12 protein-coding genes are annotated in these 13,290 nt (G+C 69.5%); 5 read left to right on the top strand and 7 right to left on the bottom strand.

The genetic code is table 11. From position 1 onward, the window contains the following. Positions 1-238 precede the first annotated feature (238 nt). Positions 239-952 (bottom strand): polyphosphate--glucose phosphotransferase, encoded by a 714-nt coding sequence (gene ppgK / locus AB0F17_RS17560; protein WP_358023448.1) that lies wholly within the window; start codon positions 950-952, stop codon positions 239-241. Positions 953-1,073: 121 nt separating this feature from the next. Here ppgK and AB0F17_RS17555 point away from each other — a divergent pair, with 121 nt between their 5' ends. Beyond that, a complete protein-coding gene (locus tag AB0F17_RS17555; protein ID WP_358023445.1) occupies positions 1,074-2,204 on the top strand; it encodes a TIGR03118 family protein in 1,131 nt (376 codons plus the stop codon). A 281-nt stretch (positions 2,205-2,485) separates the two neighbouring features. Then, complete coding sequence (locus AB0F17_RS17550) at positions 2,486-3,301, top strand: helix-turn-helix domain-containing protein (protein WP_358023443.1); 816 nt, start codon at positions 2,486-2,488, stop codon at positions 3,299-3,301. Here the strand turns inward: AB0F17_RS17550 and AB0F17_RS17545 are convergent. The 4 genes from AB0F17_RS17545 to AB0F17_RS17530 all read right to left on the bottom strand — a co-directional run bounded on the left by AB0F17_RS17545 (position 3,213) and on the right by AB0F17_RS17530 (position 7,382). Continuing rightward, complete coding sequence (locus AB0F17_RS17545) at positions 3,213-3,887, bottom strand: HAD-IA family hydrolase (protein ID WP_358023440.1); 675 nt, start codon at positions 3,885-3,887, stop codon at positions 3,213-3,215. The genes AB0F17_RS17550 and AB0F17_RS17545 overlap by 89 nt on opposite strands. Beyond that, a complete protein-coding gene (locus AB0F17_RS17540) occupies positions 3,884-4,489 on the bottom strand; it encodes a response regulator transcription factor (RefSeq protein ID WP_358023437.1) in 606 nt (201 codons plus the stop codon). The genes AB0F17_RS17545 and AB0F17_RS17540 overlap by 4 nt, the downstream gene beginning before the upstream one ends. Before the next feature lie 22 nt (positions 4,490-4,511). Beyond that, positions 4,512-6,035, bottom strand: a complete 1,524-nt coding sequence (locus AB0F17_RS17535; protein ID WP_358023434.1) for a carboxylesterase family protein — start codon at positions 6,033-6,035, stop codon at positions 4,512-4,514. 117 nt (positions 6,036-6,152) lie between these two features. Continuing rightward, the gene (locus AB0F17_RS17530; protein WP_358023431.1) at positions 6,153-7,382 is read right to left on the bottom strand and encodes a transposase; all 1,230 of its coding nucleotides are present in this window, start codon (positions 7,380-7,382) and stop codon (positions 6,153-6,155) included. Positions 7,383-7,516: 134 nt separating this feature from the next. Here AB0F17_RS17530 and AB0F17_RS17525 point away from each other — a divergent pair, with 134 nt between their 5' ends. Next, complete coding sequence (locus tag AB0F17_RS17525) at positions 7,517-8,335, top strand: DUF4253 domain-containing protein (protein WP_358023428.1); 819 nt, start codon at positions 7,517-7,519, stop codon at positions 8,333-8,335. Positions 8,336-8,440: 105 nt separating this feature from the next. Here AB0F17_RS17525 and AB0F17_RS17520 read toward each other — a convergent pair whose 3' ends face one another. Together AB0F17_RS17520 and AB0F17_RS17515 are read right to left on the bottom strand one after the other, a co-directional pair. Next, entirely contained in the window at positions 8,441-9,310 is an 870-nt protein-coding gene (locus tag AB0F17_RS17520) for an SAM-dependent methyltransferase (RefSeq protein ID WP_358023425.1), read from the bottom strand. Positions 9,311-9,447: 137 nt separating this feature from the next. Beyond that, positions 9,448-10,698, bottom strand: coding sequence for a Scr1 family TA system antitoxin-like transcriptional regulator (locus tag AB0F17_RS17515; protein WP_358023422.1), 1,251 nt, complete (start codon positions 10,696-10,698; stop codon positions 9,448-9,450). Between the two features lie 335 nt (positions 10,699-11,033). Between AB0F17_RS17515 and AB0F17_RS17510 the strand changes: the two genes are divergently transcribed. Then, a complete protein-coding gene (locus AB0F17_RS17510; protein WP_358023419.1) occupies positions 11,034-11,693 on the top strand; it encodes a hypothetical protein in 660 nt (219 codons plus the stop codon). Continuing rightward, complete coding sequence (locus AB0F17_RS17505; RefSeq protein WP_358023416.1) at positions 11,690-13,285, top strand: MFS transporter; 1,596 nt, start codon at positions 11,690-11,692, stop codon at positions 13,283-13,285. Before AB0F17_RS17510 ends, AB0F17_RS17505 begins: the two co-directional genes overlap by 4 nt. Positions 13,286-13,290 lie beyond the last annotated feature (5 nt).

Raw genomic sequence — 13,290 nt, 5'->3', positions numbered from 1 at the left:
GGATATTTGAGCCCCGCGTCGCCGGAGCCAACCGCCCCATGCTGCCCGACGGCGGCGGCTGTCCGCATCTCAATATCCGGCGCCCATCGTTGACCGTGATCGCCCAAGACGGGCCCACTCTCCCCAGAGTTGTCGTCTTGGACGACCACGGTCACTAGTAAGACTCCCTAGGAGCCCAACAGGTTGCGCTCCAGCCCCATCTTTCTTGATCACCCAGGTCGGAGCGTTGCGAAAACGATCATTTGACGGCGAGAGCGGCGCCGACGATCCCCGCTTCGTTGCGGAGGCGAGCCGGGACGATCGCGGTGTCCACGTGCACGTACGGCAGGAACTTGTCCGCCTTCTTGCTCACGCCCCCGCCGATGACGAACAGCGACGGCCAGAACAGCATCTCCACGTGCCGCAGATACTCCTCCACCCGTCCGGCCCACTTCTCCCACGTCAGGTCGTGCTCCTCGCGGGCACGGTCGGAGGCGCGGAGCTCGGCGTCCTTGCCGTTGATCTGCAGGTGCCCGAACTCGGTGTTCGGCACCAGGACGCCGTCGACGAACACCGCGCTGCCGATGCCCGTCCCGAACGTCAGCATGATCACGGTCCCCGCGCGGCCTTGGCCCTCGCCGAACCTCATCTCCGCGATGCCGGCCGCGTCGGCGTCGTTGAGGACGGTCGCGCCGTCGAAGAGCTTCGTCGCGTCGACGCCGATCCAGGAGTGGTGAACGTTCGCGGCCGTCATGATCACGCCGTTCAGCACCACGCCCGGGAACGTGACGCCGACCGGGCCCGTCCAGCCGAAGTGCTTGACGATCTCCACCACAACCTCGGCCACGCCCTGCGGCTTGGCCGGCTGCGGCGTGGGGATGCGCAGGCGTTCCTGCGTCAACTGCCCCGATGCGGTGTCCACCGGGGCGCCTTTGATTCCGGATCCACCGATGTCAATGCCCAGAACTTCCATGTACCTCTACTCCCCCAGAAACGGCCTGATTGACGTTCTTCGGCACTAATTCTGGCCGCTACTGAACCGCACTTGCGTCTCCCGCGTATCTCCGGCCACAAGCGCTAACAAGGAGGCACGGATGCGGTTCCGCATCATCACACTCTGCGCTGGTGCGGTCGTCTTGAGCACGACCCTCACCGCCCCCGCACAGGCAGCGACGAATACCAAGTTTGACGTCGTGAATCTCGTTTCCGACATCAAGGGGAAGGCAGCGGTCACTGATCCTAAACTGGTCAACCCTTGGGGGCTGGCCATGGGCAAGACCCTGTGGGTCTCCAACACCGGCACTGGCTCGGCCACCGTCTACTCGGGAGCGGGCCAGAAGGAAGCGACCGAGGTGGCCATCCCCGGTGGCGCTCCGACCGGCCAGGTGTTCAACAACTCAGGCGAGGGCTTCACCGTCAAGGGCAAGCCCGCCACGTTCATCTTCGCCAGCCCGAGTGGCGCGATCAGCGGCTGGAACGCCGAGGTGGACCCGAAGAACGCGATCATCGCGGCCTTCACCCGGGGCGCCGACTACAAGGGCCTCGCGATGGTGAACACCGATGACGGCGACTTCCTGCTGGCCGCCGACTTCGCCAACGGACGCCTCGCCGCGTGGAACTCGGACTTCGAGAAGATCGAGCTGTCTCGCCGGGCGTTCAGGGACTCGTCGGTTCCCTCCACTTACAAGCCGTACAACGTGACGTTCAGCGGCGGCAGCGTATGGGTCGCCTATGCCCTGCGCGACTCGGAGACCGGAAAGTCCATCCCCGGCGCCGGCAAGGGCTTCGTCAGCCGCTACAGCGTGAGCGGACGCCTGCTCGGCCGCATCGCACGCACCGGGCTCAACGCCCCGTGGGCCATCGTCGCCGCACCGAAGCAGTTCGGCGTTTACACCGGATCGGTGCTGGTCGGCAACTTCGGCGACGGGACGATCCACGCTTACCGCGGCAACCGCCACCTGGGCGCGCTGCGCGACGGCAACGGCAAGACGATCTGGCTGCCGGGCCTGTGGGACCTCGAGCAGGGCACCGCGGCCACCGGCGGCGAGAACGCCCTGTGGTTCTCGGCGGGCATCGAGAAGACCCAGCACGGCCTGGTGGGCCTGATCCGGCCCGCGGGCACGGGATCGCAGGTGAGCACGCCGTCGGCAAGCCCCACGCCGACGAACCATTCGTCGCACTCGCCGACGAAGACGTCCAGCCAGTCTCCCTACGGGAGTTACTGACCGGACCCGCTGAACGTTTCCGGCACGGCAGGCGCGAGCCGTGCCGGAAACAAGCAGTTGTTTTTTATCCGAATTCTATACGATCTTTATGCGGCTCGGCCGGGATAACACTCATCCCGTGCGAGCCCATATGCATTTGTGCGGAATAGTGATGTTCTCCGAACATTGCCGGCACCTTCGAGGCGCGCGTGCCATTCAGGCGCTTTCTCGGGAGGCCACCGCTTGACCTTGTCCCTGGGGTAACCCGCAGCGTGGAGGGTGACAGGACGAAGGAGGCGGCGATGGGCCTGCTGACGATCGGGGCGTTCGCCAAGGCGTCCAGGCTCTCGCCGAAGGCGCTGCGGCTCTACGACGAGCTCGGGCTGCTCATACCGGCCAGGATCGATCCGGCCAACGGCTACCGGCTCTACGAGCCTGGCCAGCTCGAACGGGCCAGACTCGTCGCCTGGCTGCGCCGGGCGGGCATGCCGCTGGCCAGGATCAGGACCGTCTGCGACCTCGAACCCGCCGCGGCGGCCGAGGAGCTGCGCGCCTACTGGGCTCGGGTCGAGGCCGAGCACGCGAGCCGCCGGGACGTCGTCGCCTTCCTCGTCGAGCGGCTGACAGGAGAGGGCGGTTCGATGTTCGACGTAGAGGTACGCGAGGTACCGGAGCGGATGCTGCTGATCGCCAAGCGCAGCGTCACGATCGACCAGCTCAGTGGATTCACCACGGAGCAGGTGACGCGGCTCGGGAACGGCACGCTGCCCGTGCTGCCGGGGATCGGCGGGGCGCCGTTCCTGGTGTTCCACGGGGAGGTCGACGCCGACAGCGACGGGCCGGTCGAGTGGTGCCGGCCCATCCCCGCCGAGCGGGCCGGGGAGATCGGCCGCCGGTTCCCCGATCTCCAGGTGCGGGCCGATCCCGCGCATCGGGAGGCGTACGTGCGGCTGACCGCGGCGCAGCTCGACGAGGCCGGCTCGCTGCGGGCGATCCAGGCGCTGCGGGACTGGGCAGGCGAGCGGGAGTTCAGCGGGCCGCCCCGGCAGGTCTTCTTCGCGGATCTGACCACGGCGGCCGAGGACGCCCCGGTGAGCGACCTGGTGGGTCCCTTCTAACCGAAGGCCGGGTGAGGACGGCGGTCAGGTCGGCGATGCCGCGGTAGTGCACGCCGGTCATCCCCAGGGCCGTGGCGCCCGCCACGTTCTCCGGCCGGTCGTCGACGAACAGGCAGCGCTCGGGTGCGACGCCCGCCAGCTCGGCCGCCAGCTCGTAGATCCGCCGGTCGGGCTTGGCCAACCCCACCCGGGCGCTGCTGACCACCGCGTCGGCGAAGTAGGCGAGTCCGAGCCCCTCCAGGTGCTCCTCCAGCGTGTCCATGGCGTTGGTGACCAGCAGCACCGGCACCTGCCCCTGAGCCCGCGCCAGCAGCGCCCGGACCTCCTCGTCCACCCAGAACGGCACCGCCGCGAACTCGGCGACGGCCTGGCGGGCGCGCTCGTCGCCGCCCAGCGCGACGGCGATCGACTCGAGCCACTGGGCCTCGGTGATGTGGCCGAGCGTGGCGGGGCCGATCCGGTCGGGGTCGAAGGCGGTCTTCCTCAGCGGCAGGCCGTAACGGGCCTCGATGTCGGCCTGGGCCGCGTGGTCGAAATGGCGGAGCACTCCATCTAGATCACAGAGGACCGCGTCAAAGGGGATCACAACCACCCATTGTGCCGCGCCAGCTGAGCGGCCTCGATCCTGTTCCGGGTGTTCGTCTTGCCGATGGCGGACGACAGGTGGTTGCGTACCGTGCTCTCGGAAAGGTGCAGCCGCGCAGCCACGTCCGCGATCGTGGAGCCGTCGAGCGCGGCGGCCAGCACGTCCCGCTCGCGGTCCGTGAGCGGGCTGGGCCCGGCGTGCAGCGCGGCGGCGGCCAGGGCGGGATCGACGATCCGCTCCCCCGCCACCGCCCGGCGGATCGCCGCGGCCAGCTCCTCCACCGGCCCGTCCTTGACCAGGAACCCCGCCGCCCCCGCCTCCATCGCCCGCCTGAGGTAGCCGGGCCTGGCGAACGTGGTCAGGACCAGCACCGCGCACTCCGGCAGCGAGGCGCGCAGCACGGGCAGCACGTCGAGACCGCTGCGGCCGGGCAGCTCGATGTCGAGCAGCGCCACGTCGGGCCGGTGCTCCGTGGCCGCCGGTACGATCTCGTGGCCCGAGGACACCTGGGCGACGATCTCCAGGTCGTCCTCCAGCCCGAGCAGCAGCGCCAGGGCGTCGCGCATCATCCCCTGATCTTCGGCGATCATGACTCTGATCACGACGCCTCCCCTCGCCCCGCGCCTACTTCCAGAAGGCCAGCTTGTGCTCGGCAGCGTAGTCGACCGGCCGGATGGCCCCCGGAGCCAAGGACAGGGTGCCGGAGGAGACGCGCGGCCAGGCGGGCAGCCCGCGGCCGTTGGGGTCGCCGGTGCGGGCGAAGTTCGTCCAGTAGCTCATCATCTGCCCGGACAGCCGCTCCTGGGCGGGCGACAGCACGGCCTTGGCCTCGGGGAAGATGTACGGCAGGTCGCTCGCGTGGTAGGCACCCCAGTCGAAGTCCGACTCCAGCGGCAGGAACATCGGCGCCTTCCGGTCGGCGAACTCGTAGCCGTAGACCGGCGCCTTCTTGGCCAGCAGCGCGTTCTGCTCATGGGCGGACCGGGCCCACATACGATCGGTCAACACGGTAGCCCAAGCGATACTCGGCGACTTATAGCGACTTACCGGATATTTTCGGGCAATTTGCTCAGACTTCGCTCCGAACGCATCTTTTAGCAATTGCCGGTAAACCGGAGAGGTGCCCTGGACGTCGTAATTCATTCCGACAAAGATCCGGTGTTCGTCCCTCGTCGTGCCCGCCAGCACCGGCATCGGGCTGGTGTGCCCCTTCCGCATCGCGTCGGCCGGCGATTCGGGCAGGACGTCGTTCCCGTACGCGTACGACTGGAAGACGTTCATGATCTGCGGAACCTCAAGGATCTTCTTGACCGGCAGCGCGCGCAGGCAGGCCAGGTCCGAGCAGCCGAGCCGCTTGGCGTACACCTCTCCTATGGCGCTCACCTGGGCGGCGGGCCGCCACGCGAACGACGGCAGGGCGGGCACGCCCGGCACCAGGCTGTTGGCGGGCATGTCCATCAGGGTCTCGCCGCTCTGCATGATCGCCCGCTGGAACAGGCCCTTGGCGCCCGGCGCGGAGAGCTGGGCGCCGATCGACAGCGCGCCGTAGGAGATGCCGAAGGCGGTCACGTTGCCCGGATCGCCGCCGAACGCCGCCGCGTTGCGCTTGACCCAGCGCAGCGCCTCCTGCTGGTCCTGTAGACCGAACGTGCCCGAGTTACGCAGCCCTGGGTAGCCGAACCCGCTGAACACGCCGAGCCGGTAGTTGATCGTCACGACCACCACGCCCTTGGCCGCCAGCTTCCGGGCGTCGGAGAAGTGGCCCGCGCCGACCGCGCCGTCACCGTGGATCCACACCATGACCGGCCGTCTGCCACCGGGAACGGCGGGCGTGGTGACGTTCAGGAACAGGCAGTCCTCGTTGTCGCCGCTGGTCGGCGCGTACGGAGTGCCGACCTGCGGGCACAGGGCGCCGGGCTTGGTGGCCTCCCGCACCCCCTGCCACGCGGGCGCCGGCTTCGGCGCGTCCCAGCGCGCCGCCGTGGCGTATCTGATGCCCTGGAAGAGGCGGTTCGCCGAGGTCACCGTGCCGCGCACGGCCCCCGACGCGGTCTCGACGACCGCCGGATCCGCGACGGCGCCGGGCTTGCTGACGGCCGGCTCGGCACACCCGGTGAGGAGTACGGCCAGCGCGAGCAGAATCTTCATGCCTCCACGGTCTCGAAGACGGGGCGGCCGGCAGAAGATTCGCCTGTACGGGATCGCCCAGGACAAAAGTCCTGGAGCAACCGTCGGGACTACCATCTCCGAGACAGGATTCGGTAATCAACTACCACCGGTTGAAGTCGGTGGTTTGCTCTCGCGGGCCCGTCTGGGTGAAGGGAGGCCGGTAGCGTGTGGCTGGTTGATGGCAGCCCAGCCCGCTGCGCCGCGTGTGGCGATGTTGCGGGCTGCGATGTGGTCGGCGTGCCCAGCGAGGCCGCACCCGGTGCAGACGAATCGGCCCCGCGCCGGCCGATTCGCCCTGGTCACGCACCCGCACTCCGGGCAGGTCTGCGAGGTGTAGGCGGGGTCGACCAGGATGAAGGCGACTCCGGCGCGGGCGGCTTTGTAGCGGGTGAAGGTGATCTGCTGGGCGAAGGCCCAGCCATGGAGGGTGCGTCGCTGGAGCCGGTGAGCCCTGACCCGGCCGCGGATGCCTTGGAGGTCTTCCAGGGCGATGCCGCGGCCGGTGCGTTCGGCTTCACGCACCACGTACTTGCTGATTTGGTGGTTGAGGTCGGTCATCATCCGGTGCTCACGTCCGGACAGGCGGCGCAGCACCCGCCGCGCCGCCGGGGTGCCCTTCTTCTGCAGGCGTCTGCGTTGCCTGTGGCGCCGCTCGCGCAGGGTGCGGACGTGGCCGTTGCCGGCGATCGTCCCAGGCAGGGCGGGGCCGGGCAGCACCGCGCCGTCGCAGGTGACCGCCAGGTTGGCCACTCCTTGGTCCACCCCGACGAAGCCGCCGACCGGCTCGCGCGCCACCGGCGTGGGGAGGGTGAGGCTGACCTGGAGCAGCCACACGCCGCGCCGGCAGATCAGGTCGGCCTCGCCTCTCGGCAGCGTGTCGATGGCTTTGAGGTCTTCTGGTCGACCGGTGTAGGGGACGGTGACGCGGCCGGTGGGGGTCCACAGCGACACGGTCCGGGCGTCACGGTTGAAGCTCATCAGTCGGGCGTCGTAGGGGATGGCGCCGTGCGGGCGGAAGATGTGGGCGCGTTTCTTGGTGGCGCGCCGGTTGGCGTAGGCGCCGGCGACCCGGGCGATCGCCCGCACCGCCGCTTGCGCACCCAGCCCGGCCACCTGCGCACGCACCTCGTAGTAGGCCAGTCGGTGCAGCTCCACCACAGCAAACGTGCGGTGCTGCCAGGCCAGCCGGGAGACGGCGGTGGCCGCCTGATTGCACAGCAGCACCGCCGCAGCCAGCGCGTCGACTTGGGCCGGGACGGGTGTGAGCCGCAGTTGCACGACGGTGGGCAGGCCGTGGCGTTTGGTGGTGGAGCGGCGGATCGCCATCGCGCACCTCCTGTCACAGCGCCCTCACTCACCGCACACATTGCCGAACGTGACCGACGTTTTCCATACTGCTTTCGAAAGGAGTGGCGCTTCCTCCCGGCCCTGAAGGACCGGGTCTCCGCGCCACCATTCAGATGAACGATCACCAGCTGCCACGTGAGGTGTGCCAGCTGTTCGCCGACGGCGGCAGAGGGCGGCTCCTGCCGATCAGCCTGCCCGAGGGCGACGTCGTCTGGCCCGATCCCGGCTACACGCACCAGGGCGACGCGGCCAGGCCCGCGTTCTGGATGAGCGACGAAGCCGTGGCGGGCACTGACTGGGCGCGGCTCCGCAGCGCCCACCCGCGGAGCGGCCTGTGGCCCGTCCTGCTGGACGAGTCCACGCAGCCCTGGTCGATCGGCCAGGTCGTGCCGGACGAGGTGCTGATGATCGAGCACTTCACGGCCGAGGGGTTCATGGCCGAGGTGTGGCAGGAGTGGGTCGGCCAGATGCCGCCGGACGCCCTGGCGGAGCTGGAGCCGTTCGGCGCGCTCTGTCCGGGCCCGGCGCCGCCGGGGGTGCTGAGGGCCGACCCGGGCGCCGTCGCCGACTGGTACGCCGGTGAGCTGTCGGCCAAGGGCCTGCCGCTCGGCCTAGTCGCCGCGCACCGGGGCGCCGACGCGCTGGCCGTGATGGGCTGGCAGGGGGCGCTGCACCACAACGAGTGGATGGTGCCGCTGGCGGCGGTGGTGCGCAGCTGGGAGGACCGGTTCGGGGTCCGCGTGGTGGGCGTCGGCTTCAACACGCTGGAGCTGAGCGTCGCCGCGCCGCCGGTCGAGCCCGAGCACGCGCTGCACGTGGCGGCCGAGCACTGGACCTTCTGCCCGGACAACGTCGTCCAGGGGCCGGGCGATCTGCACAGTTACGCCGAGCAGATCATCGGCCGGCATTACTGGTCGTTCTGGTGGGACTAGCCCTGGATGGAACAGAACAACTAGTACGGCGCCCATGAGGGTCCGGCCGGTGCATCGGGCCGGACCCTCGGTCGCGGGTACCCGCGAAGGCGCCGTGGCGGCGTGTCAGGGAAGGCAGGCCACGGCGCCGTAATTGCCCGACGAGCTCGGCTGGTCCGCACACGGGGAGTCCAAGCCGTCGGGCCGCCAGAGCGGAACCCACACCAGTCCCGGTTCCAGCAGTTCGAGCCCGTCCAACAAGGCCGCCACCTCGGCACGCGAGCGGATCACGTGTCCCGGCAGCGTCATCGCGAGCAGGTCGTTGATGGCGGGCAGCAGTTCGGCGGGGATCCCGTCGAAGGTGGTCTGAAGGAGCGCCAGGTAGCTGCCGTCCACGACGGCGTGGCGCAGGCGCTTGATCACGTAGGACGCCAGCTCGTCGTCGCTGAGGCTATGGGTGGAGAGGAGCAGCACCCCGACAGGCCGTTCCCAGTCGATGAACCGGGCCACGACCTCGTCGGCGAGCATCTCGTCGATCTGTCGTATGTCGCCTTCCACGACCCGCACCAGGTCGTGGACGCGCTCGATGGTGACGTGGGCACTGGCCAGGACCATGGGGTCGTTCTCGACATAGACCACGCGAACGTCAGAGGTGACCGAGGCGTCGCGGGCGATGTCATGTAACTGATGTCCGGGCGGCAACGCGCTGGGCACGCCACTGCCGATGATCAGGAACTGGTCAATACCGGAGCCGGCCAGATGGCTCACCACCCGTGCCAGGTAGCGCAGGACGGCTCGTGCGGCGGATCCGGTAACCGGAACCGCCTCGTCGTAACGGCGCACCGCATCACTGTCAACCTCGAAATGGTTCTTCCCCCCCGCGGCGGCGTCGAGTATTCGGGTGACACTCGCGCGGGTGGTGTCAAGGTTGGTCAGATTTCGGATGGCACGCTGACGCATTGAGTGTTGCCCCTTTCCCCTCGCCAGGAACTTCACGGGAAAGTCGGTCCCACTGACCCCACTCATTTGGTCCAACAATACCAATGATCCATCAACGCCCGGATCTGACAATAGAAAGAGCAATATTTGTTGGGAAATATCCATTTCCCGTTGTGGCGCGGGGAAGTGTCAGATCATCTGTGGGTCAGACGGTCACGGTGCGCATACAGCAACTCGTGGGTTTCGTCGCCCATGGTGGTGGTGACCGACAGCTTGGTGAATGCCTGGTGGTAGGCCTCGACCGCGGCCGCATCGGTGATCACTTCATCGGAGTCGATGGCGTGGGCGCAGGCCACATCGGGCTCGAAGGCCTCCGGGAAGCGCCATATGGTGAACGATCCGCTACGGGGCAGGTAGATCGGATCGCCGATCGGCACGATGTGCAGCGAGATGTTGGGCCGCTTCGCGTACTCGATCAGCCGGTCGAGCTGAGCCGTCTGCGTCTCGAGGTCGGCGATCGAGCGCAGCAGGACGCTCTCGTCGATCACCGCCCACAACACGGGGCCGTCGCCGTGGTTCAGCAGCGTCTGGCGGGAGCGGATCAGGCCCACGGCCGCGTCGGCCGACGTCTGGCCGAGCCCGGCGTTGCCCGCCACCTCGATGGCGGCCCGCGCGTACGCCTCGGTCTGCAGCAGCGGCGGGACGAGCTGGGTCTGGTAGGTGCGGATCAGCGAGGCCCGCTGCTCCAGCGCGTACGTCGCGGCCATCCAGACGGGCACGGAGCCGGCGTCGTACCAGGAGGGCGGGCGTTCGCCCCGGGCCAGCGACAGGACGTATTCGCGGGTGGGCGGGGCGGTCACGCCGTACAGGGTGAGCAGGCGCTCGACCGTGACGGGCGCGGGCGTGACGCGGCCCTCCTCTATCGCGCCGATGGCGGCGGCCCCCCGGCCCAGGGAGGTCTCGACCTCCTCCGGCGACATGCGCGCGATCAGCCGGAGGTTGCGCAGGCGGTCGCCGAGCGCCTCGCGCTGCGGCTCGGTCAGCGGGGCCGCGGCCTCAGGGATCTCGGGGGCGGCGGCCTCCGGCTGTTCGGGCAGCCCCTCGGCCGCGCGTGCGAGCCCTATCACGCCGCGCAGGACGGTCAGCGACCCGTCGGAGAGCCCGGAGGCGGACGCGCCGATCGCGGCGGCCCGCAACTGGAGCTCCTCGACCGCGCCGGAGTCCAAGGTGTCCTCGCCCAGCAGCCAGCCCACGCTCACCTGGAGGCAGGCGGCGAGGGCGCGTAGCACCTGGAGGGTCGGGTTGGTCTGCTTGCCCGTGCGCAACTGGCTGACGTAGGCGCGCGTGATCGGGATGCCGGCCTCGGTGAGGGCCGCGGCAAGCTGAGCCCCCGAGAAACCACGCTTGCTCAGAGCGAGATCGAGTCGCTCGGCGAAGTTCGCCACTCGTACCTCCCAGCCGCCACAAGCCTCCAGCGTAAAGGAAGCCTGGCTCGCCGTCCCCTGCCCCGCGGGGAGCGAAACTCCGCAGCGGGAGGTCAATGTATACGAAAACTGTCAGTTGACACAACGCGCGGCAGACGCCCACTATCGTACTGATCGTGGTAACTGAGACTTGACAGCCGGAGGGTTCTGGAGAGTCTCCGGCGAGGAGGTGGCCGGACGTGACCGTCGATTCCATCGATTCCAAGGTCCGTTCCTGGTTCTCGAAGAATCCGGCTCCGCCCGCACAGGCGAACGTGATCAGACGCGTCTGCGCTCGGGCGGCCCCAGAGAGAGATGTGATCCATGTAACCGAGCTGCCACTGGGCGGCGTACAGGTCTGGGTGGACGACACCCCTGACCGGTGGAGTGTGCAACACCGGATGGCCCGCGAGCTGCGGCTCGCCGGGTGGCATACGGAGGCGGGCGCCGATCGCCTGCTGGTGCTCGGTTGGAGCGCCGACTGCCTGCACCACCGCGCCCGCATGCTGGCCGCGGCGCTGAGGGGCCGGCTGGCCGACTTCGACCAGACCGCGGTCATGGCCGTCATGATCGCCAACCCGCTGAGGGACCAGGACCTGTCCATCGACGAGATCGTCCTCGAGGTGGAGACGCAGCTCAGCCGGTCGCTGCGCTGGCCCGACAGACTCGCCGATCTCGACGGGCTCGAACGCACCGCGACCGTGGAGTCGATGCGGCTCAGGCTGGCGCAGATCGCCGGCCTGGAGGCCAAGGTGGCCCGCCGCTGCACCGAGCACCTGGCCCTGGCCACGCAGGTCGCTCTGACGCTGGCCGGCGGCGAAGTACCGGCCAGGATCCGCACGAACGGCCGGGACATCGGCCTGTCCGAGCGGGTCGTCGCCGCGAGCGTGCCGAACAACAGCCCGGTGCCGGTTCCCGCCGAACCCGCTCCGGCCCCGGTCGAGCCCGAACTCAGCTACGCGGAGTCGGCCCGATGACCTTGACGCCCATCCGCGAGGGCGTCACCGGTCCCATGGTGGTGCCCGGGATGCCGTCGGCTCGCCGCATCCGGAGGAGATTCGCCGTACTGCGGCTGGTCGCCTCCGGGGTGGTGGTCGCGATCATGGCGGACAGCACCGCGACGACGTTGGCGATCCCCGTGCTCAGCCGAGACCCGCTGGCGGCGGCCCTGCCGCTGGCCGAGGTCACCTGGGTGAGCACGGTCAACTTCGCCGCGGTCGCCGCACTGCTCGCCATCGCCGGACGCTTCGCCGACCTGCTGGGCAGGCGCAGCGTCCTCGCGCTCGGTCTGGCCCTGTACGGGCTGGGCGCGACGGCGGTCATCGCCACCCCGTCCTGGACCCTGCTCCTCGCCGGGCGGGTGGCCCAGGGGGTGGGGGCGGCGCTGATGTTCCCGGCCTCGCTGGCGCTGCTGCTCGGCGAGCTGCCCGCCAACCGCCGTGCCGGAGCCATCGCGCTGTGGAGCGCGTCGTCCGGCATCGGGGCCCTGGCCCTGCAGGCGGGCGGTGGCTGGCTGCTGACCGAGTACGGCTGGCGCGGCCTGTACCTGCCCGGCGCGGGACTCGCGGCGGCGCTGCTGATGCTCACCCCGGCGCTGCCCCGCAACCGCGGCACCAGGCAGGGCATACCTGACTTGTTCGGCGCGGTCCTGCTGATCGGCGCGGTCGCGGGAGCGGTGCTGGCCATCTCCCAGGGCAGCCTGTGGGGCTGGACCTCCGTGCGCACGCTGGCGTGCGCGGGAGGCGGCGGGCTGCTGTTGGCCGCGACCATCGCGATCTCGTGGCGGCATCGCGCCGGAGCGATCGACATGAGCCTGTGGCGGCGTCCCGGCTTCCTTTGGGCCGGGGTCACCTCCTCCATGTACGGAGCCGCATCCTTCGTCGTGCTGGCCATGGGGCCGCTCTACCTGCGCAACGCCGAGTTCGACACGAGCACCATCGGCCTCTGGCTCACCCCGATCTCCATCGCCATGATCCTGTCGAGCCCGATGGCCGCACCGATCAGCCGGCGCATCGGCATCAACGGCGTCATCTACGGCGGTGCCCTCATGCTCGGCACGGGCTGTGCGCTGATGCTGGCCCAGCCGTACCCGAACCTGTGGTGCCTGCTGGGCGCGGTCATGCTGGGCACCGGGTTCGGCTTCCTGTCCACCGGAACGTTCATGGTCGGCTCGATGGCCGCCGACCCCAGTCAGTACGCCTCGGCGGTCGGCGCGATCAACACCGCGCGCATGCTCGGCGGAGCCATCGGCGTGGCCGGCGCCTCGGTGCTGGTCGACCATCCCATGCTGGCCGGACCGATGCCGGGCTTCTCCACGGTGCTGGTGGCCTGCCTGGCGGTGGCGGTCCTGCTCGGCGTCGCGGCACTGATCCGCGTAGCCGTCGCGGCCACCAGCAACCGGCCACGCCGTCCCTCCCTGCGAGAGGCGGAGGCGGAGCTGGTGGTGCTGCGCGGCCTGCTCGCCGAGCTCCGCGACAGCTTCGTCCAGGTACGCAGTGAGGCCGAGCATGAGCTGGCCCGCTTCGGTGTCCGTGACCCGGCCGCATTCCGGGCCCTTGACCAGCGCTGACAGGA

The sequence above is a fragment of the Nonomuraea sp. NPDC026600 genome, assembly GCF_040638335.1.
Taxonomy (GTDB): Bacteria; Actinomycetota; Actinomycetes; order Streptosporangiales; family Streptosporangiaceae; genus Nonomuraea.
The sequence above is the reverse complement of the archived record's forward strand: the minus strand, read 5'-3'. Positions and strand labels throughout refer to the sequence as shown.